Source organism: Saccharopolyspora sp. NPDC002376 (genome assembly GCF_053593195.1).
Map to the genome: position 1 here is coordinate 37393 of NZ_JBSFBZ010000052.1, position 18572 is coordinate 55964.

An 18572-nucleotide genomic window follows, 5' to 3' on the forward strand; every position below is an offset into this window, starting at 1 on the left:
CCTCTGTGGACGGTTACAGCCGGATGCCCGAACCCGGGCCGATGGGCAGGTCGAAGAAGTAGAACGCGGCGAGGATCAGCAGCCACATCGCGAAGAACGGCAGCACGAAGAAGCTCAACCGCGCCAGCAGGGTGCCCAGCTGCGTCTCCGGCTGGTACTTCCGGTTGACGCTGAGCAGGATGTAGACGTAGGCGTTGAGCGGGCTGACCGCCTGCGTCGTCGAGTCGCCGATCCGGTACGCGGCCTGGATGAACGCCGGGTCGTAGCCGAGGATGGAGAACGCCGGGATCATCACCGGGGCCAGCAGCGACCACAGCGCCGAGCCGGACGTGATGAACAGGTTCGCCACCGTCGTCAGCAGCACCATCACCAGGATGGCCGGGAATCCGGTCAGGTGCGCGGCGCGCAGCCCGTCGGCCGCGCTGATGGCGATCAGGGTGCCCAGGTTCGACCAGGTGAACAGCGCGATGAACTGGGCGGCGACGAAGATGAAGACGATGTAGCCCGCCATGTCCTTGACGGTTTCGGTCATCATCCGCGGCACGTCGGCGCGCTGGGCGACGGTGCCCGCAGTCAGGCCGTAGGCGAGTCCGGCCAGCAGGAACGCGATGATGATCAGCGGCACGATGCTGTCCAGGAACGGCGACGGCACCAGCGCTCCGTCGTCCCCGCGCAGGAAGCTGCCGGGAATCAGCCAGGCGCCGAAAGCCACCACCGCGTAGACGGCGAGCAGTGCGAACGCCCGCCACACACCCTTGCGCTGCTGCGGGGTGAGCTCAGCGGTCTGCTCGCCGTCGGGGTCGGTCCACGGGCCCAGTCGCGGTTCCAATACCCGGTCGATCAGGAACCCGCCGACAAGCGGCAGCAGCAGTCCCGCGGTGGCCGCGAAGAAGTAGTTCATCGCGATGTGCGTATGCACCTCGACGCCGAGCGGGGCGATCTGGACCGCCTTCTCGGTGATGCCCACCAGCAGCCCGTCCAGCGATCCGACCAGGATTCCGCCGCCGTAACCCGTTGCGCCGCAGGCGAAAGCGCCGATCAGACCGGCCACCGGGTGTCGTCCGGCCGCTTTGAACATCAGCGCGGCCAGCGGCGGGATGACGATCAGCGACGGGTCGGACATGACGTGCGCCTGGCACGCCACGAACGCCACCACGTACGGGAGCAGCCAGCGCGGCGCGCGGCCGAACACGAGCGTCACTGCGGAGGACAGGAAACCGGTCCGTTCGGCGAACCCGACCACCAGCATCATCGCCAGCACGGTGCCCAGCGGCGGGAATCCGATGAAGTTGTCCACGAAGTTGGTCAGGAACCAGACCAGGCCGTCGGTGCTGAGCACCGCCCGCACCGGGACCGGTTCGGCCTTGCCGGGAACGTCGACGGTGACGCCGAAAGCGGCCACCGCGGTGGAGATCACCGCTAGCGCCGCGAGCAGGTAGACGAACAGGAAGAACGGTTCGGGCAGCTTGCTGCCGATCCGCTCGATGCCGGCGAACACCCGGTCCAACCGGGTCGGCCGGGTACGCGCTGTGTCCATGAGGTCTCCGGGCGAAGTCGAGCGCGGGCAGCCGCCCGCAGTTCACGACAGGGTGGACAACGCACCAGAAGCGCTGCTTGGATTGCTGGAAATCGTCATGTGAAGGTCCGTGCATGCAAGATTCGTCCAGCCTCGACGAGGTCGATCTGTCGCTCGTCAACGCCGTGCAGATCGCCCCGCGTGGTTCCTGGCAGGTCATCGGTTCGGTGCTGGGGGTGGATCCGAGCACGGCCGCCCGCCGGTGGCAGCGCATCACCGAGCAGGGCCTGGTGTGGATGACCGCTTACGCGCGGCTGATCGCGCCGACGGCGTTCGTGCTGGGATGCGTGGAGATCGACTGCCGGCCGAGCGAGCGGGACCGGCTCGCGGTCCTGCTTGCCCGGCTGCCGCAAGTCGTTTCGGTGCACCACGTGGGCAGCGGTCGCGACCTGCTGGTGCTGATCAACGCGCGGAGTCTGCCCGCGCTGTCGCGATTCGTGCTCGACGAGCTCAGCCACCATCCGGGAGTGCGGCGGACGAGTGTGCACACCGCGACGACGGTTTTCAGCGAAGGCGTGCAGTGGCGGCTCAACGCGCTGTCCCCAGCGCAGCGCGCGCAGCTGGCCGCGCACGCGCCTCCGCGCGCGAAACAGGGCGTGCTGACCGAGAAGGACCGCGATCTGATCGTCGCGCTGAGCACCGATGGGCGGCGGAGCGTGGCCGAGCTCGCCGAACTGACCGGGACCAGCGTGTCGACCGCGCGGCGGCGGTTGGCGAAGCTGGTCGACCAAGGGCTGGTGTCGATCCGCTGCGAAGTCGCGCAGAGTCTCACGGGCTGGCCTGTGTCGGCGATCTTCTGGGCGAACGCGCCCGCCGAGGAGCTGTCGGAAGTGGGCCGGGCACTGGCCAAGCTCCCGGAGATCCGGTTCTGCGCTGCGGTGACCGGTGAGCACAACCTGGTCATGATCGTCTGGTTGCGCGCACCGGAGGACTGCCACCGACTGGAGGAGCGGTTGGTCGCTCAGCTGCCGTCGTTGTCGTTGGCGGAACGCGCGATCACCCTGCGTCAACCGAAGCGGCAGTCCCGGATCCTGGACGACCTGGGGCGCAGCACGGAAACCGTCCCCACCGATCCCTGGGCCGAACTCCACCTCCCGAGCGTGTGAATCGCGCTCTCGTTGAACTCGGTTTCGATTCTGGTCATCCGCAGAGCAGCTGAGCTGGGTTGGCGACGGTGATGTGCTCGAACTCGCCGTCGTCGATCCCGGCCTCGCGCAGGGCCTTCCGGAAGACCGTCTGCACGAAGGCGTAGCCGGTGCCGCCGTAGGCGCTGAGCTGCGACTTCACGCACACGTCGTGGGACAGCAGGATCTGGTCGAGATGACCGGCCCGTGCGAGCTCGACCACCATCGCCACCCGCCGACTCACCTCGTGCGGGTTCGCCGTGAACATGGTGTCGATCCCGACGTAGGCCCCGCGGCGTGCGATCTCCAGCGCGTAGCCGGGCTTTTCGACCAGGTCGCAGTGGCCGATCGCGATCCGCTCCGGCGCCACGTCCTCCTCGGCGAGCAGGTCGAGCTGCGGCAGGCCGACCGGCCAGCGCGCCGCATGCGTGTAGATCGCGGCCCCGGTGGCGCGATGGGCGCGGGCGGCAGCGCGGAACGACCGCTCCTCGGCCGCCGAGATGTACCACTTGTCGGCGCCGATCTCGCCGATGATGCCCGCCGAGATGTCGGTTCCGGGGAAGCCTTCGGTCAGGTCCCGGACCATGTGCTCGGCGATCTGGTCCGGGTCGTGCCGGTCGAACCAGTCCTGCTCCAGGAACGGGTCCCGGTAGTGCCCGGTGCCCAGCACCACGTTGAGCCCGCTGGCCTTCGCGACGCGCCCGATGGCCAGGACGTTCTGCGGGTCGCGGGTGCTGCCGGTGGCGTCGTTGCTGGGAACCGGCGCGGCACCGATGGTCAGTTCGGCGGAGGTCAGGTCCACGATCGTGCCGCCACCGAGCTCGGCGAACGCGCCGACCTCCTCGGTGACCAGCTGCTCGTCGACGATCAGGCCATCCCCGCGGCGTTCTCGGAGCAGGTTGATGAACAGGTGCTCGTGGGGCAGGGTCGGGCCGAGGCGATCCCGGTCGACCGAACCTGATGCGGTCATCACGCTGGGCATGCTGGGTTTCCTCTCGTCGCGGTCAGGCCGCTGGTTCGGGTTGCCGTGCTTCGGTTCCCGCGCGCGTCCGGCGCTGGGCGGCGAGACTGCCGAGCAGGCTCCACACCGAGATCGTGAGCAGCAGCGTCGCTGCGGGCCAAGAAGCGTTGCCGGACACCACGAGCAGCTGGGTGGCGAAGTAGGGCAGCAGCCCGCCGACCACCCCGGCGAGGTTGACGCCCATCGCGACGCCCGTGTAGCGCAGCGGAGGCGGGAAGATCGACGCGAGCAGGGTGCCCAGCGCGGCGTAGGTGACGGTGAGCATGCTGATCCCGATGACGGCCCCCAGCACCACTAACGCCGGGGATCGCGTGTCGACCAGCAGGAACACCGGGAAAGCGGTGACCGTGGAGAGCAGCGAACCGAAGACGCAGATGCGGGCCGGGCCGAACCGGTCCGTCAGCCGAGCGCTGAACACCATCACCGCGAACTCCAGCGCCGCCGGGATCAGCGTCGCCGCGAGCATCACCTGCCTGGACAGCCCCAAGGTGGTCGTGCCGTAGCCGACGAGGAACGTCGTCAGCAGGTAGAGGCCCCCGGTGTTGGCGATGGTCGCCGACAACGCGATCAGGACCTCCCGCCAGTGGCCCCGCAGCACCGCCAGGACCGGCACCTTCTCCCGGGATTCCCGTTCGAACAGCGGCGATTCCTCGACCCGGCGCCGAACCTGGAAGGCGACCACCAGCAGCACGAACGAAACCAGGAACGGAACCCGCCAACCCCACGACAAGAACTGCTCGTCGGGCAGCAGGGTCGCCAGCGCCATCGCGCCGCTGGACAGCAGGGTGCCCGCTGGCGCTCCGTACTGCGGCATCGCGCCGTACCAGCCGCGTCGTCCTTCGGGCGCGTGCTCGACCGCCATGAGCGTCGCGCCGGACCATTCGCCGGCCGCGGACATCCCTTGCAGGCAGCGCAGGAAGGCGAGCAGGAGCGGGGCCGCGAATCCGATCTGCTGGTAGCCGGGCAGCAGTCCGATCGCACCGGTGGACAGCCCCATGATCAGCAGGGTGGCGGTCAGTGCCCGGCGTCTGCCGAAGCGGTCACCGATGTGCCCGAACAGGATTCCGCCCAGCGGCCGGACGACGAAGCCGACCGCGAAGGTGAGGAAGGAGGCGATCAGGCCGGTGCTCGGATCGAGATCCGGGAAGAACACGCGGTCGAAGACCAGCGCGGCCGCGGCGCCGAAGAGGAAGTAGTCGTACCACTCCAGCGCCGTGCCGACGAACGCGGCGGAAGCCACCCGACGCAGTTCCTTGGTGCCTTGCATCCCATCACTCCCGCCGCGAGCCGATTCGATCAGCTCTCCGCAAACCACTCGATCGATCGATCGAGTTTCAGGGATCGTAGGGCGGCCGATCGAGGGCCGCAAGACCTCGGGATCTGCCGTCCACAACGGATTTCGACATCGGTGCGTCGTTCCGGGCCGCGCCGAACCGACCAGCTCGACGAGCAGATAAGCCTGTTGGGCGCGCTGAGACAACGCCACGCACTGGGTGCTCACCGACTACGGAAGCATGGTGCCGCAGCTACAGGACGCCGGGCTGATGAGCGCCGAGGACCGGGCGAAGCTGGTCGGCGCGATCGACCCGGCCGAATCGGTACCCGCGATCCGGAACCACGTGGTCGGGTTCTTCTCCGCGCACCTGTCCCGGTGATCGCAGTCATGCGTCCAGGCGGTAGAGGCGGCGGGCGTTGTCCCACCCGATCATTCGCGCTACCCGGATCGCGTCCGATGTGGACCAATCGCCTGCGGTCACCCATTCACCGAGTGCGGTGCGCATGCCGCGTCGCCAGAGGAGCGCGCCGAGGTGGTGGAGCTCCGGTGGGCCCCAGGCGTCGGAGGAGAACAGGACCTTCGCGAACGGTGCGAGTTCCAGGGATTCGGCGATCACTGCGGAGGAGCGCGCGCCGGTGTGGTTCACCGCGAGGCCGACGTCGAAGTGGACGTGGGGGAACGCCTGCGCCAGGTATCCGGCGTTGCGGTGGTACGGGTAGCAGTGCAGCAGCACGAGGTCCACGCCGTGCGGTTCGACGAGTTCGATGAACCGGGTCAGCAGCAGCGGATCGCAGCGGTGCAGGTCGATGTCGGGGTCGCCGTACCCGGCGTGCAGTTGCAGCGGCAGGCCGCGGTCGACACCGGACCAGAGCAGGAATCGCAGCAGCACCGGATCGTCGACCCCGCCACCTGAGCGCAGCCACCGGTCTGCCGCGGCGACGACTTCGGCATTCGACGGGCGCTGCGGGTCGAAGTCGAAACCGAAGCGATAGGCCACGATGCTCTTGAGTCCCACCGCGCCGACCGTGCGCTCCGCCAGCACTTCCGGAAAGTGCGCCGGCAGTTCCGCTGCACCGACATCGTGCGCGATGTCCTCCAGCGCCGTCTCCAGACGCACGATTTCGTCCGCCCGCGCACCGGAAGCCGACGCCATCTCAGCGGGGGAGAGGATCGTGTCGCCCTTGTACCCGGTCTCCACCAAGAAGTGCTCGACACCGCTGGCCGTCAGCAGCCGGCGTGTGACCTCGCGGACGCCCAGTTCTTCGCGCCGTGCCACGTAATCCGCCGCATCGACGTGCGGCGGCAGACCGAGCACCGGCGCGCACCAGCGGCGGACGGCGAAGCCCAGCTGTGAGTCGAACTGCGTCATCCACGGCGGAACCGGCCGGTCGGACTCGGTCAGCAGCATCTCCAACTCGGCCCGGTCGACCTCACCGCTGAGCGCGCCGTGCACGTGGTGGTCCACCAGCGGCAGCTCGTCGACGGCCGCGCCCAGCTCATCGGTCGACATCGGTCCTCCGCATCCGCCCGGCTCCCCGACGAGGAACTACAGTTTCAATTGAAACTGTGGACCACACCGGGTCAAGCCGGGGCGTAGTGCTTGACGCCGTCGATGGTCTCGGTGCGGAGTCTGGTCTGCAGCACCAGGACGTCGAGGTGGGCCGAGGTTTCGAGGACCGCCAGCATCTGGTTGAACGGGTCCAGGTCGTCCAGGGCGTGTTCGCGGCGGGTCCAGGTCAACGCGCGTGCTGCTTCGTAGGCGGTCATGGCACCGCGCGCGACGACCTCGGCCGTGGTTGCCAGCCGTCGGTCGTGGTGGTCCAGCAGCTCGTCGACCCGCTGGTGCACACTGTCGGTCACCGGGCCGTGCGCGGGGAGCAGCTGCATGTCCGGCAGCGCGCGGACCAGCCGCAACGAGGTCATGTAGTCGCGCAGCGGCGATTCGCTGGGCGCCTGCTCGAAGCCGATGGACGGGGTGATGTGCGGCAGCACGTGGTCGCCGGCGAACAGCAGCTCGCTCGAGTCGTCGACGAACACCACGTGGCCGCGGGTGTGGCCGGGAGTGGGCAGGGCGCGCAGCGGTCGGTCGGCCAGGCTGACGTCGGTGGACTCGATGATCCACTCGTCGGGTTCTTCCCAGTCGGTCGACCGGTACTTCGTGCCGCGGGCGGCGATCACCGCGTCCCGCACCGGTTTCGCGCCGCACGCGTTGAGCAGCTCGACCTGCTTGTCCAGCGGCGTGTGCTCGGGACCCATCAACTTCCGGATCGTGTCCTGCTCGCCTTCGCCCAGCAGCACCCGCGATCCGTACTCGCGCCGGACGGCCACGGCTTGCGTGTAATGGTCGCGATGCGCGTGCGTGACCAGGAATTGCCGGATGTCGCCGAGTCCAGCGCCGATCTGCCGCAACCCGGCGGTGAGCTGCTCGCGCGCCTCGTCCAGCGCTCAGCCGCCGTCGACCAGGGTGAGTCCATCGCCGTCGGTGATCGCGTAGACGTTGACCGCCCGCAGGCCGTCGTTGGGAAGGGGGAGCGGGATCCGGTGCACACCGGGCGCGACCTCGTACGCACCGGGCCGCATCCACTCGTGCCGCGCGTCGCCCATGACCACACCTCCGAGCCCGCCGCCTGTTCAGGGGCGTCCAAGTAGACCTACCACAGACATACCGACCGGTCAGTGTGCCCTGTGCCACGTCGTGCCGGTGCGGACTCGGGCCGCGGCTCAGGGGACCGGGTGGACCTCGGGGTGGGCGTTCCACCAGCGGTGGAAGACGGGGTTGTCCGGGACGTGCGCCAGGTAGGCCTGCGCGAGGTCCTGGTAGAGCACGTCCGCCTGCGTTCTGGTCAGGCGGTCCGGGCGCCACGCCACCGCCAGCCGGGCGACCAGCGGATCACCCGCTAGCGGTAGCACGGCGGTGCCCTCCGGGACGGCGAAGGTGGGCTCCACCAACCGGATTCCGTAGCCGCGCGCGACGAGTTCCCGCGCTCCGCCGCTGGGTGCCTCGAACTGGATCCGCGGTTCGAACCCGGCGTCCAGGCAGGCGGCGCGGAACACGGCCAGCGAACCGTCGTCGGCACCGGGCGGTCCGATCCACGATTCGTCGCCCAGATCGGCCAGCCGGACCTCGTCGCGGTCGGCGGCCCAGTGGTCAGCGGCGACCGCGACGAACCACGGGTAGCGGGGGACGAGCATGCGGCTGATCACCGGTCGTTCCAACGCAAGGGAGAAACCCTCAGCGTTGGCAACCAATCCCGCGTCGTACCGCCCCTGGGACAGCGAATCCGCCAGCACTACAGCGGAAGATTCGACGTGCAGCATCACCGACTGCCCCAGCCGGCCGTCCTGCATCCGGTCCACGACGCTGGGCACGCACGCCAGGTGCGCGCATCCGAGGTGCAGCGGATCGGTCGACGGCGACGGTCTGCCCGCCGCGCCGAAGAGGGAATCGACTTCCGACAGCACGATCCGGGCGCGATCGACGGTCCGGCGGCCGAAATCCGTCGGCACCACACCGGTTCTGCTGCGCACGAACAGCGGATCGCCGAGCATCTTCTCGATCGCCTGCAGCTGGTTGCTCAGCGCAGGTTGGGTGAGCTCCAGCCGGGCCGCGGCGCGCGTGATGCTGCCGGTTTCCGCGATCGCGCAGATCATCCGCAGCTGGCGGATCTCGATCGTCATAGCGGAACTCTATATCGCGGCTTATGACGCCAGATCACTGCTGGCTGCAAGAATTCCCCTTGCGTGCACGCGTTCTCCCACCCCGAGCCCCAACCAGGAGGTCGAACGTGCCGATCAGACCACCACGTGCAGCCGGTCGGCGGAGTTCTGCAGTGCTGCTCGCCCTAGCTCTGAGCCTGATCTCCCCCGCTGCACCCGCGCTGGCCGAAAACCCAGCCGCAACAAGCAAAACCGTCGATCCCCGAGTGTTGGACGCCTCCGAACGCCCACCACTACCGGCCGACAACCCCCGTGAGCACTCCGAACCGCAGGAATTTCCTTTCCGGCCGCGTCCTTCGATGCTGTCGGCGCAGGCGGACTGCGACACGTCGCGGTTCGCCGGCACCACCGGCGCCGAACTCGTCGGCGAAATCAAGGCCGCGGCCACCGATTGCATCAACACGCTGTTCAGCCTCTCCGGCGCGGACGCGCACGGCGCGTTCCGGGAAGAGCAGATGGTCACCGTCGCCAACGCCTACCGGGACAACGCCGTTGCCTATCCCGGTGACAACAGCACGAGCACCGCGCAACTCGTGCTGTTCCTGCGCGCCGGTTACTACGTCCAGTACGGCGATCCGGAAAGCGTTGGCGACTACGGCCCGGAGCTGAAGGCAGCGATCCAGGGCGCGCTGGACGCGTTCTTCGCCAACGAGAAGTCCGGGACGGTCAGCGACGAGAGCGGCGAGGTGCTCGCCGAATCCGTGACGCTCATCGACAGTTCCGCGGAGAACGGCCGGTACCTGGCGGTCGTCAAGCGGCTGCTCACCGCCTACGACTCGTCCTACGACCAGTACTGGTGGATGCTCAACGCGGTCAACAACGTCTACACGGTGCTGTTCCGCGGGCACCAGTTCCCGGACTTCGTCGACGCCGTGCACGCCGACCCCAGCGTCCTGGAAACCCTGCACACCTTCGCCGCAGAGCACCTCGACCTGCTCGGCACCGACAGCGGCTTCCTGGCCGCCAACGCGGGCCGCGAACTCGCCCGCTTCACCCAGCACGAGGACTTGCGTGACCAGGTGCGGCCGATGCTCAAGGACCTGCTCGGCAAGAGCGAGCTGACCGGCCCGACGGCGCCGCTGTGGGTGGGCATCGCCGAGATGGTCGACTTCTACGACGGCCAGAACTGCGCCGAGTACGGCACCTGCGATCTGCAGCAGCGGCTGATCGACGCGGTCCTGACCGTCCAGCACACCTGCGGTCCGAGCATCGACATCCGCGCCCAGCAGATGTCCGCCGAAGAACTGGACGCCACCTGCACCAGCCTCACTGGCCAAGACGCGTTCTTCCACGACAAGGTCCAGTCCGGCGGCCAGCCGGTCGCCGACGACAACAACACCAACATCGAGGTGGTCGTCTTCGACTCCGGCGACGACTACCAGACCTACGCGGGCGCGATCTACGGCATCGACACCAACAACGGCGGCATGTACCTGGAGGGCGACCCGGCCCAGCCCGGCAACCAGGCCCGGTTCATCGCCCACGAAGCCGACTGGGAGCGGCCGGACTTCGAGATCTGGAACCTCAACCACGAGTACACCCACTACCTCGACGGGCGCTTCAACATGCACGGTGACTTCGCGGAGTCGACCAGCACGCCCACGGTGTGGTGGCTGGAGGGGATCGGCGAGTACATCTCCTACAGCTACCGCCAGCAGGCCTACCCGGAGGCGATCGAGGAGGCCGGCAAGCAGACCTACCGGCTCAGCGAGCTGTGGGACACCACCTACGACAACGCTGATACCAACCGCGTTTACCGGTGGGGCTACCTGGCGGTGCGGTACATGTTCGAGCGGCACCCGGACGAGTTCGGCAACGCGCTCGCGACGTACCGCGAGGGCGACTGGGCCGGTGCCCGCGAGTTCCTCACCGGCACCATCGGCACGAGCTACGACCAGGACTGGACGAACTGGCTGACCGAGTGCTCCGCGGGGGCTTGCTCGACGCCGTGACCGGTCGGAGCGAACGGACCGTTCGTCGAGACGAGCAGTCCGTTCGCTCCCGACCCCGGTCGATGACGAAGCGTAGTCGTCGATGATCACGCTCTGTGACGGAAAATCACCCGGTCGCCGCGTGGGACGGCGAACTCCGCCGTGCCAATCTGTATGGGCCCTTCCGGGGCTTCAGTCAGATGGGGGGCGGGTACCTCTTTGGGGTCGAAGGGAACGTCGCTAGGAGCTCGTCATGTTGAGCAGGCATGAGCGGGACAGGCTCGCCGAGATCGAATCGGCGCTGATGTCCGGCGATCCTCGGCTGGCGGAGAAGTTCGAGAGGTTCGATGGGCGCCGGAACTGGACCGGAGTTCGCCGGGTGCTGGTGTTCTTGGTGTTCGCGCTCCTCGTCTTGCTGGCCGCGCTGTGCTTGGCGAGCGGACTGATCCTGAGCTCGATCACGCTGTTCGCGGTCACCATCGCGAGCGCGGGTGCCCTCTGGTGGCGAGGCAGGCGAAAAGGACGAACCTGATCCAGGTGTCCGATATGGACGATTCACGGGTGCGGCAGGGCCTGCAGGACCGTGTCTGGCTCGACGTAGGTGCACTCGGGCAGCGTCCGCAGGCGGGCCAAGTGCGCGGCGGGAGCGCCCAGCGCCTCGCACTGCTGGTTGATCTCCTGCTTGGTCGCCGGAAATCGGACGTGGCAGAGGAACCGGAGCAGCTCTGCGCGATCGGGTACGGACACCATCACTCGCCTCCTGGCTGAGACGACATCCGGCTACCCGTCCGTCACGTGCTGGAACCGCGAATCAGCGGTGCGCTTTGAGCAGCTCCCTGGCCTCAGCGGCGATGGAGGCGGCGTCGATGCCGGCCTGCCCGAGCAGCTCCGCCGGCGTTCCCGAACCCGGCATGCTGCGCACCGCCAGCACGTGCACCGGAGCGCCGACCCCGGCCAGCGCGCTGAGCACGGTCTCGCCGAGCCCGCCTTCCGGCCAGTGGTCCTCCACCGTGACCAGCCCGCGGGTCTCGGTCGCAGCCCGGCGCAACGTCTCGGCGTCGACCGGCTTGATCGAGTACAGGTCGATCACCCGAGCCTGGATGCCCTCCGTGGCGAGGATCTCCGCCGCGTGCAGCGACTCGTGCAGGGTGATCCCGGCGCCGACCAGCGTGATGTCGTCGCCCTCGCGCACCACCCGGGAGCCGCCGACCGGGAACTCCTCGTCCGGCGCGTAGATCACCGGGGTGGCGCCGCGGCTGGTGCGCATGTAGTTGATCCCGGGGCGGTCGGCCATTTCCGCCGCCAGCCGCACGGTCTGGTTCGCATCGCACGGGTACAGCACGGTGCTGCCGTGCACCGCGCGCAACGCGGCCAAGTCCTCCAGCGCCATCTGCGACGGCCCGTCCTCGCCGATGGCGACCCCGGCGTGCGAGCCCATCAGGCACAGGTCGGCCCGGCTGATCGCGGCCATCCGGATGAAGTCGTAGGCGCGGGAGAGGAAGGCGGCGAAGGTCGAGGCGAACGGGCGCCACCCGCGGACCTGCATGCCCACCGCGGCGGCCATCATCTGCTGCTCGGCGATGTACATCTCGAAGTAGCGGTCCGGGTGGGCGTCGCGGAACATCTCGGCGAAGGTCGAGTTGCCCACCTCGCCGTCCAGCGCCACCACGTCCCCGCGGCGATAGCCGAGCGCGCGCAGCGCCTCGCCGTAGGCCTTGCGGGTGGCGACTTCGGTGCCCGGTTCGAAGGCGGGCAGTCCGCCGCCGCGCACCTCGAAGGCGTGCGGCTTCGCGGTGGTGGTGGGTTTGGCCGGGGTGACCTGCAGGTCGCGGAGCCCGCCGAGCTCCTGGATCGCTTCCTCCGGGTGCACCAGCGCCTTGCCGTGGAAGCCTGGTTTGTCCTCGACCTCGGCGACGCCCTTGCCCTTCTTGGTCGCCGCCAGCACCGCGACCGGACGGCCGTCGCCGTCCTCGGCGTCCTTCAGCGCGGTCTCGATCTGCTCCGGGTCATGGCCGTCGATCTCCAGCACTCGCCACCCGGCGGCCCGCGCGCGGTCGGCGTAGGCGTCGAGGTCCCAGCCGTGCATGGTCTGCCCGGTCTGGCCCAGCCGGTTGACGTCGACCAGCGCGATCAGGTTGTCCAGCTGCTCGAACCCGGCGTGCTCCAGTGCTTCCCAGACCGAGCCCTCGGCCATCTCGCTGTCCCCGCACAGCACCCACACCCGGTAGGGAAGCTGGTCCAGACGCTGCGCGGCCAACGCCACGCCCACCCCGATCGGCAGCCCTTGGCCGAGCGACCCGGTGGCCACGTCGACCCAGGGCAGGGCCGGCGTGGGATGCCCCTCCAACCGGCTGCCGAACTCGCGGAAGGTCATCAGCTCGGCGTCGTCGATCGCGCCGACCGCCTTGAAGCACGAGTACAGCAGGGGTGAGGCGTGCCCCTTGGAGAAGATCAGGTGATCGTTGCGGGGGTCTTCCGGGTGGTCGAAGTCCAGCCGCAGATGTCCGTCCAGCAGCCCGGCCAGCAAGTCGGCGGCCGACATGGAGGAGGTGGGATGGCCGGACCCGGCAGCACTGCTGCACCGCACGGAGTCCACCCGCAGTTGCTGCGCCAACTCGAAGCGGAAGCTCAGGTGGTCCATGCCACACCAAGTGCCCACCTGGCCCACCCCCGAAACGCGGCCACCTGCGCCAGTCTGAAGCACTCCTTTTGCGTGGCGGTGCGGGTGGCGGAATCTCAGCGCCCGCCTGGACTCCGGCGTGCCCAACTTGATGTATGCCAATACACGGCAGTGGGGCCGTCCTCGCCAGGACGAACGCTGAGAACCCGCGGCGGCGCAAGCTGCGAGGGTGGGCTAAACGCCTGGCGGCGCATCAAAGCAAAAGAACAAGAACCAGGGTCAAAGACAGGCCCTGAAGGCCGGCGAGCACGTCAGGCCGCTAAATGCACGTGAGCACTTTGGGTCGCCATAGCGATCCAAAGTGCTCACGTGCATGACCAGCTCTGATCAGTGCAGGTCGTTGTTGGAGAGGCCGGAGAGCAGGCGCTTGACGACCTCGGGGTCGATCTCGGCGGTTTCCTCGGTCGGGTGTTCGGCCATCGGGTTGCGCTTGGTCTTGGAACGGCGGGGGAGCGGGACCGCGTCCGCCGAGACCCCACCCGGGAGCGGCACCTCGCACCACACGACGCTGCCGCCGCCGCGAAGGGCGGTCGAACCGCAACGGCCACCGGCGAACCCGGGCGCCAGCGCCGGTGGGAGGGTGGCCTGCTCGTCCTCGACCTCGGCGAGGAGTCTGTCCCCGCTGAGCCGCAGGCGCACGGTGATGAAGCCCGCCGAGTCCTGGTTCGCGTTGTCCACGGCCGCGGTGACCAGGGCGGTCGTAAGCTGCGTGGTCTCGTCGACCAGATCGCGTAGAGCCCATTCGGCGAGGGTGAACCGGACGAACATCTCGGCGCAGCTGACCGCGCTGGGCAGTGCAATGAGTCGAAGGTCGTCGACTTGTGCGGTTTGGGTCTTCACCTGGCTGTCGTCCTCCATCCGCGTCCGCTGCGCGTCGTCACCCGGAAGCCTTATTTTGCCAACTCGTTCGGGCGGCGCGTACACAGGGGCGGTTGTTTTCAGTGACTGCTCACCGGGCCGGCTCCGGGGAATGTCGATTTCTCCGAGGCGTGCACCACGCGCTGCCCGGCGCCCCGGCCGGGTGTCGCGGTGCGAGCCTCACGTGACTCGGTGCATATCGACATCCCTCGATGGGTCTGCTGTGGACGTTTGACTGCCGATCGCGTTGCAGCGCAGCATCTTTCGATGCCGCGGCAGATGGTGTCGAAAAGGTGCGCCAACGGCCGCGACAACAGGCTGAACAAAAACGTACGTCACGGATCCGGTCTGGTACAGGCTGCCGCGTATCTTTTCTGCAACGGGAATATTCCAGGTAGATGAGTGCCCGATGTCCAGCCGCTGAATGGGCGGAGTGGAATCGCCCCGGCTCGGGGTGAATGCGAGCGCTTCGCATTCACCCCGACGAGGTCATCCGATGGTGTCAAGCCCTTCCTTGAGCGCTTTGCCGAGCAGTTCGATCTCGGACTCGGCGATGGTCAGCGGCGGCGACACCGCCAGTGCCTTGCCCAGCGGTCGCACGATGACGCCGAGCTCGCGGATCGCCTTCTGCGCGCGACCGACGGCGCCCGGGTCGGCGGCCAGCACCTCCGGCGCCAGCTCGACCGCGCCCAGCAGTCCTACGCCACCGCGCACCTCGCCCACGGCGGGGTGGTCGGCGAGCTGCAGCAGAGCGTCGTGCAGTGGACGCTCCAGCTCGTCAGCGCGCTGCAGCAGCTTCTCCCGCTCCAGGATGTCGAGGTTGGCCAGCGCCGCGGCCGCGACCGTGGGGTGCCCGGAGTAGGTCGCGCCGTGCCGGAACACGCGGCCGGGGTGCTCCCAGAACGGCTCGGCCACGCGATCGGACACGATCACACCGCCCAGCGGCAGGTATCCACTGGTCACGCCCTTGGCGAAGGTGATCATGTCCGGCCGCAGGCCCCAGCGCTCGACGCCGAACCAGCTGCCGACGCGGCCGAAGCCGCAGATCACCGAGTCGGCCACGAACAGGATCTCGTGCTCGGCGCACAGCTTGGCCACCGCTTCCAAGTAGCCCGGCTCTGGCGGGTAGAGGCCGCCCGCGCCGATCACCGGCTCAGCGAAGAACGCCGCGACCCGGTCGGCGCCGATGCTCTCGATGGCCTCCCGCAGGGCTTCGGCGTCGTCGTGCGCCACGCGGGTGGTCTCCGGGACCAGGTCACCGAACCCGGCCCGGTTGACATCGATGCCGCCGATGCTGGTGCCCATGCCGTTGGTGCCGTGGTAGGCGTTGCCACGGCTGATGATGTGCGTGCGCTGCGGCTGCCCGCGCTGCGCCCAGTACTGCCGGGCCAGCTTGGCGGCGGTGTCGATCGACTCGCCGCCACCGGTGGTGAGGAAGATCTTCGCGTCGTCCACCGGCGCGAGCTGTGCGAGCCGGTCGGCCAGCTCTTCGGACGGCGGGTTGGTGAAGTCGTTGAACACGAAGTAGGACTCGAGCGTGCGCATCTGCGCGGCCGCCGCCTCGGCGATCTCGGCGCGGCCGTGTCCCACGTTGGCATACCACAGGCTCGCGGTGCCGTCGAGGTACTGGCGTCCGTCCTGGTCGTAGACCCAGACGCCCTCGGCTCGGTTGACCGAGAACTGGCTGGACTTGACCTCGAACATGTCCGCGAACGGGTGCCACAGCGCAGTGCTGCGCGGTGCTGTCGACATGCGTTCCTCCTTCGGTGTCGCGCCCCCAGCTTTCCCCGCGACCCGCCGGTGCGCCAGTGCCAAAACGCCGAAGTCGAGCCCGCGGATTGGCCATATTCGACACCCCGTGCGATCACGCTCCGTGCTCGACCGGTGGTCCGTCCACTGTGGTCTTGGCGGGGCTGCTCCCGGCTGCTGGGAAACGTTGACACCCGAACGGTGCGAAGTCGACGATTGATCCGTGATGTTCCCGGTGCTCACCAGGCAGCGGCACGTCGAATTCCGGCGCGTCTGCGCCCAGGCATGTCGATCCGGAGTTCCGCGCATCTGAGCGGAAAGCGCGAATCAGTCCACAATGGAGGATTTCTAATCCGGAGAGCACGCGTGCCCAGAGTTCTAGTGATTTCCGGCAGTCTGTCGCGCACATCGAAGACCGAGCGGATTGGCGAGCACATCGCCCAGCGTCTGTCCGCCGCCGGCCGCAGCGTCGAGCACCTGCGCGTCCGAACCCTCCCGGCGGACGCTCTGTTCAGCGCCGACACCCGGGCCCCGGCCATCGCCGAAGCCACCGCCGCGGTCGCCGCGGCCGACGGGATCGTGCTGGCCACCCAGATCTACAAGGCGAGCTACTCCGGCCTGCTCAAGTCCTTCCTGGACCTGCTGCCGCCGATCCCGCGCTGTTGTTGATCGGTTCCCGTCTCCGAAGCTGGTGGTGGGACTTGGGAAGTGCTGAGTGATAGCCGCCGAGCGTGCATTCGAACCGCTCGATGCCCGGGTGCTGCTCTCCAGGGACTCTCCGGCTAGCTCCGGTCTTGTGTGGCGAGGTGGTCACGGAGCCGTGCATGGCGGAACTGGTAGACCGCACCTGTTCTCCGCAGTACGCCGCGGTCATGGGCGTCTTCGAGGAAACGCTTCGGGCGCCACGGCAATCGGCCGGTCAGCGGCAACCACAGGCGTACGAACAGCAGCCAGCTTCCCCACACCGAGAGCACCAGATGGACCACTCCGGCGAATAGCCCGAGCCCGAGCCCGAGCCCGAATACACCTTCGTCCCAGTCGGCCAGGAGTCCGACCGCGAACCAGATCACCATGCCGAACGTGAGTACAGACGCGGTCGTTCGGACCAGTGTGACCGTTCGGTCACGGGTCAGGAGTGTCCACGGGTCGGTGGCATGAGGGTCGTGATCGTCTCCGAGAGCGGATACACCGACGCTCACGAGCCCGTACAGCAGTCCGCCCAGGAGCCCTAACACGGAAAAGGACACGAGCTGGAGCACGAGCCCGAGCACGTGGTCTATGAACCCGATCGCGGCCCCCTCTTGGGGCGCAGTAGAGAGCCACATCGCGAGCCCATACGCGAGCCCGAACGCGACTCCGATAGTGACTCCGCTGATGAGTTCGGGCAGGGACTTCTTGATGTATGTCCACAGGGAGGACTTGTCACGGCCTCGCTTCCGCAAGGACAGGCGCAGCCGTTCTGGTTCTCGTCCGGTACGCCAGCGAGAGAATCCCACTTCTTTGATGATCCCAGCAGTGAGGCCGAGTCCAAGCCCGACCACGAGCCCTAGCCGGAACCCGTTCCAGAGAACGTATGCGAGCCACTCCGCGATCCCTTCTCTGAGCCAGAGGCCGGGCACGCTTGTGAGTGCGAGAGCGAGCCAGCCTAGGAGCCCGCCGGTGGCCGCGGTGGTGAGGATCCGGGTGTGGTGGTGGAGAGTGGCGGGGAGTTGCCACCAGGTGAGGTCGTGGGTCTTGAGTGTGACGAGGTGGTTGGCGAGGTAGCCGAGCCAGCGGTGGGCTTGTTCGGGATTCCAGTTCGGTCGTCGTGATATCTGAGGGCCGTTGCTGAGGGTGTAGACAGTGTCGACGTAGACGTCGAGGAGGTGGTCTTCGAGGTCCTCGGCTTCAGAAAAGCGTCCGGTGTCGAGGAGTTCGCCGGGGTGGCGGCCCGGGTTGTCGTTGTAGACGGTGCGGGCGAGCATGACCATCAGCGGACTGGTCAGCACGGTGGTGAGGTTCCGGCTCGCGCGAGCTTCAGGCGCGGTGCGCAGCTGCTCGAACACCCCGTCCCAGACGGGGCCGCGGGGTTTACCGGTGCTCTGCCGCAGATACTCGTGGGTTTCCTCGAGAGTGAGGTCTTCGAGCATGATGGCCGCGGCGCCGCCGACGGCTTTGATCTCATAGGCGGCGCGGGCGTATTCGCCGGGGCGGCTAGTGAGGATCAGCGGCAGGTCCAGAGTGCTGATCTGGCGGACCGCCGCGGGACGGTGGCGCTCGGGGATCTCGTCGAACCCGTCGAGGACGGGCAGAATGAGCCCGCGGAAGACGAAGACCTCGGCCAGCTTCTTCCCAACGGCGTCCGGGGCGTCCAGGAAGGGGAAGTCGCGGACGAGGTACTCGGCCAGCCAGGACCGCAGCTCGGTCGCGGGGTTCCAGTCGCTGATGCTGAACAACACCGGCACCGGTCCGGTGGCGGTGTTGTTCAGCAGGTCGAGGATGAGGCGATGTGCGAGCACGGTCTTGCCCGCACCGGCCCGGCCCAGAATCACCAGCCGGCGGGATTGGCCGTGTCATTCCAACCGTGTAAGCCACGGATGGGCCAAGATCGAGTCAATTCGGTGACTCAGGAAGGCTCATTCCATGACAGAAAAAATTTCA

The 18572-nt window shown here is 68.1% G+C and carries 15 protein-coding genes and 1 pseudogene; 5 read left to right on the forward strand and 11 right to left on the reverse strand.

Annotation, left to right across the window (positions count from 1 at the left end; all coding sequences use genetic code 11):
- Positions 1-13: 13 nt before the first annotated feature.
- Positions 14-1537 carry an AbgT family transporter gene (locus ACWCO2_RS28180; RefSeq protein WP_450130800.1) on the reverse strand — a complete coding sequence of 508 codons (1524 nt, stop codon included), beginning with the start codon at positions 1535-1537 and terminating at the stop codon, positions 14-16.
- A gap of 113 nt (positions 1538-1650) precedes the next feature.
- On the opposite strand from ACWCO2_RS28180, the gene ACWCO2_RS28185 reads away from it, so the two are divergent.
- Positions 1651-2682, forward strand: coding sequence for an Lrp/AsnC family transcriptional regulator (locus ACWCO2_RS28185; RefSeq protein WP_450130801.1), 1032 nt, complete (start codon positions 1651-1653; stop codon positions 2680-2682).
- Positions 2683-2716: 34 nt separating this feature from the next.
- On the opposite strand, the gene ACWCO2_RS28190 is transcribed toward ACWCO2_RS28185, so the two are convergent.
- Both ACWCO2_RS28190 and ACWCO2_RS28195 read right to left on the reverse strand, forming a co-directional pair.
- Complete coding sequence (locus ACWCO2_RS28190) at positions 2717-3682, reverse strand: phosphotriesterase family protein (RefSeq protein ID WP_450130802.1); 966 nt, start codon at positions 3680-3682, stop codon at positions 2717-2719.
- Positions 3683-3704: 22 nt separating this feature from the next.
- Entirely contained in the window at positions 3705-4988 is a 1284-nt protein-coding gene (locus tag ACWCO2_RS28195; RefSeq protein ID WP_450130803.1) for an MFS transporter, read from the reverse strand.
- Positions 4989-5235: 247 nt separating this feature from the next.
- Here ACWCO2_RS28195 and ACWCO2_RS28200 point away from each other — a divergent pair, with 247 nt between their 5' ends.
- Positions 5236-5376, forward strand: coding sequence for a hypothetical protein (locus ACWCO2_RS28200; RefSeq protein WP_450130804.1), 141 nt, complete (start codon positions 5236-5238; stop codon positions 5374-5376).
- A gap of 6 nt (positions 5377-5382) precedes the next feature.
- On the opposite strand, the gene ACWCO2_RS28205 is transcribed toward ACWCO2_RS28200, so the two are convergent.
- The 3 genes and pseudogenes from ACWCO2_RS28205 to ACWCO2_RS28215 all read right to left on the reverse strand — a co-directional run bounded on the left by ACWCO2_RS28205 (position 5383) and on the right by ACWCO2_RS28215 (position 8675).
- A complete protein-coding gene (locus ACWCO2_RS28205; protein ID WP_450130805.1) occupies positions 5383-6507 on the reverse strand; it encodes an amidohydrolase family protein in 1125 nt (374 codons plus the stop codon).
- Between the two features lie 71 nt (positions 6508-6578).
- A pseudogene (locus ACWCO2_RS28210) lies at positions 6579-7601 on the reverse strand (MBL fold metallo-hydrolase).
- Between the two features lie 117 nt (positions 7602-7718).
- Positions 7719-8675, reverse strand: coding sequence for a LysR family transcriptional regulator (locus ACWCO2_RS28215; protein ID WP_450130806.1), 957 nt, complete (start codon positions 8673-8675; stop codon positions 7719-7721).
- A gap of 338 nt (positions 8676-9013) precedes the next feature.
- Here ACWCO2_RS28215 and ACWCO2_RS28220 point away from each other — a divergent pair, with 338 nt between their 5' ends.
- Both ACWCO2_RS28220 and ACWCO2_RS28225 read left to right on the forward strand, forming a co-directional pair.
- Positions 9014-10666: a collagenase gene (locus ACWCO2_RS28220; protein WP_450130807.1), complete on the forward strand. Its 1653-nt coding sequence runs from the start codon at positions 9014-9016 to the stop codon at positions 10664-10666.
- Positions 10667-10898: 232 nt separating this feature from the next.
- Positions 10899-11177: a DUF3040 domain-containing protein gene (locus ACWCO2_RS28225; protein ID WP_450130808.1), complete on the forward strand. Its 279-nt coding sequence runs from the start codon at positions 10899-10901 to the stop codon at positions 11175-11177.
- 23 nt (positions 11178-11200) lie between these two features.
- Here ACWCO2_RS28225 and ACWCO2_RS28230 read toward each other — a convergent pair whose 3' ends face one another.
- The 4 genes from ACWCO2_RS28230 to ACWCO2_RS28245 form a co-directional block, all read right to left on the reverse strand.
- Positions 11201-11395 (reverse strand): DUF2795 domain-containing protein, encoded by a 195-nt coding sequence (locus ACWCO2_RS28230; RefSeq protein ID WP_450130809.1) that lies wholly within the window; start codon positions 11393-11395, stop codon positions 11201-11203.
- Between the two features lie 61 nt (positions 11396-11456).
- Complete coding sequence (locus ACWCO2_RS28235; RefSeq protein ID WP_450130815.1) at positions 11457-13286, reverse strand: transketolase; 1830 nt, start codon at positions 13284-13286, stop codon at positions 11457-11459.
- Positions 13287-13652: 366 nt separating this feature from the next.
- Positions 13653-14165, reverse strand: a complete 513-nt coding sequence (locus ACWCO2_RS28240; RefSeq protein ID WP_450130810.1) for an ATP-binding protein — start codon at positions 14163-14165, stop codon at positions 13653-13655.
- 507 nt (positions 14166-14672) lie between these two features.
- Positions 14673-15935 carry an aminotransferase family protein gene (locus ACWCO2_RS28245; protein WP_450130811.1) on the reverse strand — a complete coding sequence of 421 codons (1263 nt, stop codon included), beginning with the start codon at positions 15933-15935 and terminating at the stop codon, positions 14673-14675.
- A gap of 363 nt (positions 15936-16298) precedes the next feature.
- Between ACWCO2_RS28245 and ACWCO2_RS28250 the strand changes: the two genes are divergently transcribed.
- Positions 16299-16601: an NAD(P)H-dependent oxidoreductase gene (locus ACWCO2_RS28250; protein ID WP_450130812.1), complete on the forward strand. Its 303-nt coding sequence runs from the start codon at positions 16299-16301 to the stop codon at positions 16599-16601.
- 113 nt (positions 16602-16714) lie between these two features.
- On the opposite strand, the gene ACWCO2_RS28255 is transcribed toward ACWCO2_RS28250, so the two are convergent.
- Positions 16715-18463, reverse strand: coding sequence for an NACHT domain-containing protein (locus tag ACWCO2_RS28255; RefSeq protein WP_450130813.1), 1749 nt, complete (start codon positions 18461-18463; stop codon positions 16715-16717).
- Positions 18464-18572 lie beyond the last annotated feature (109 nt).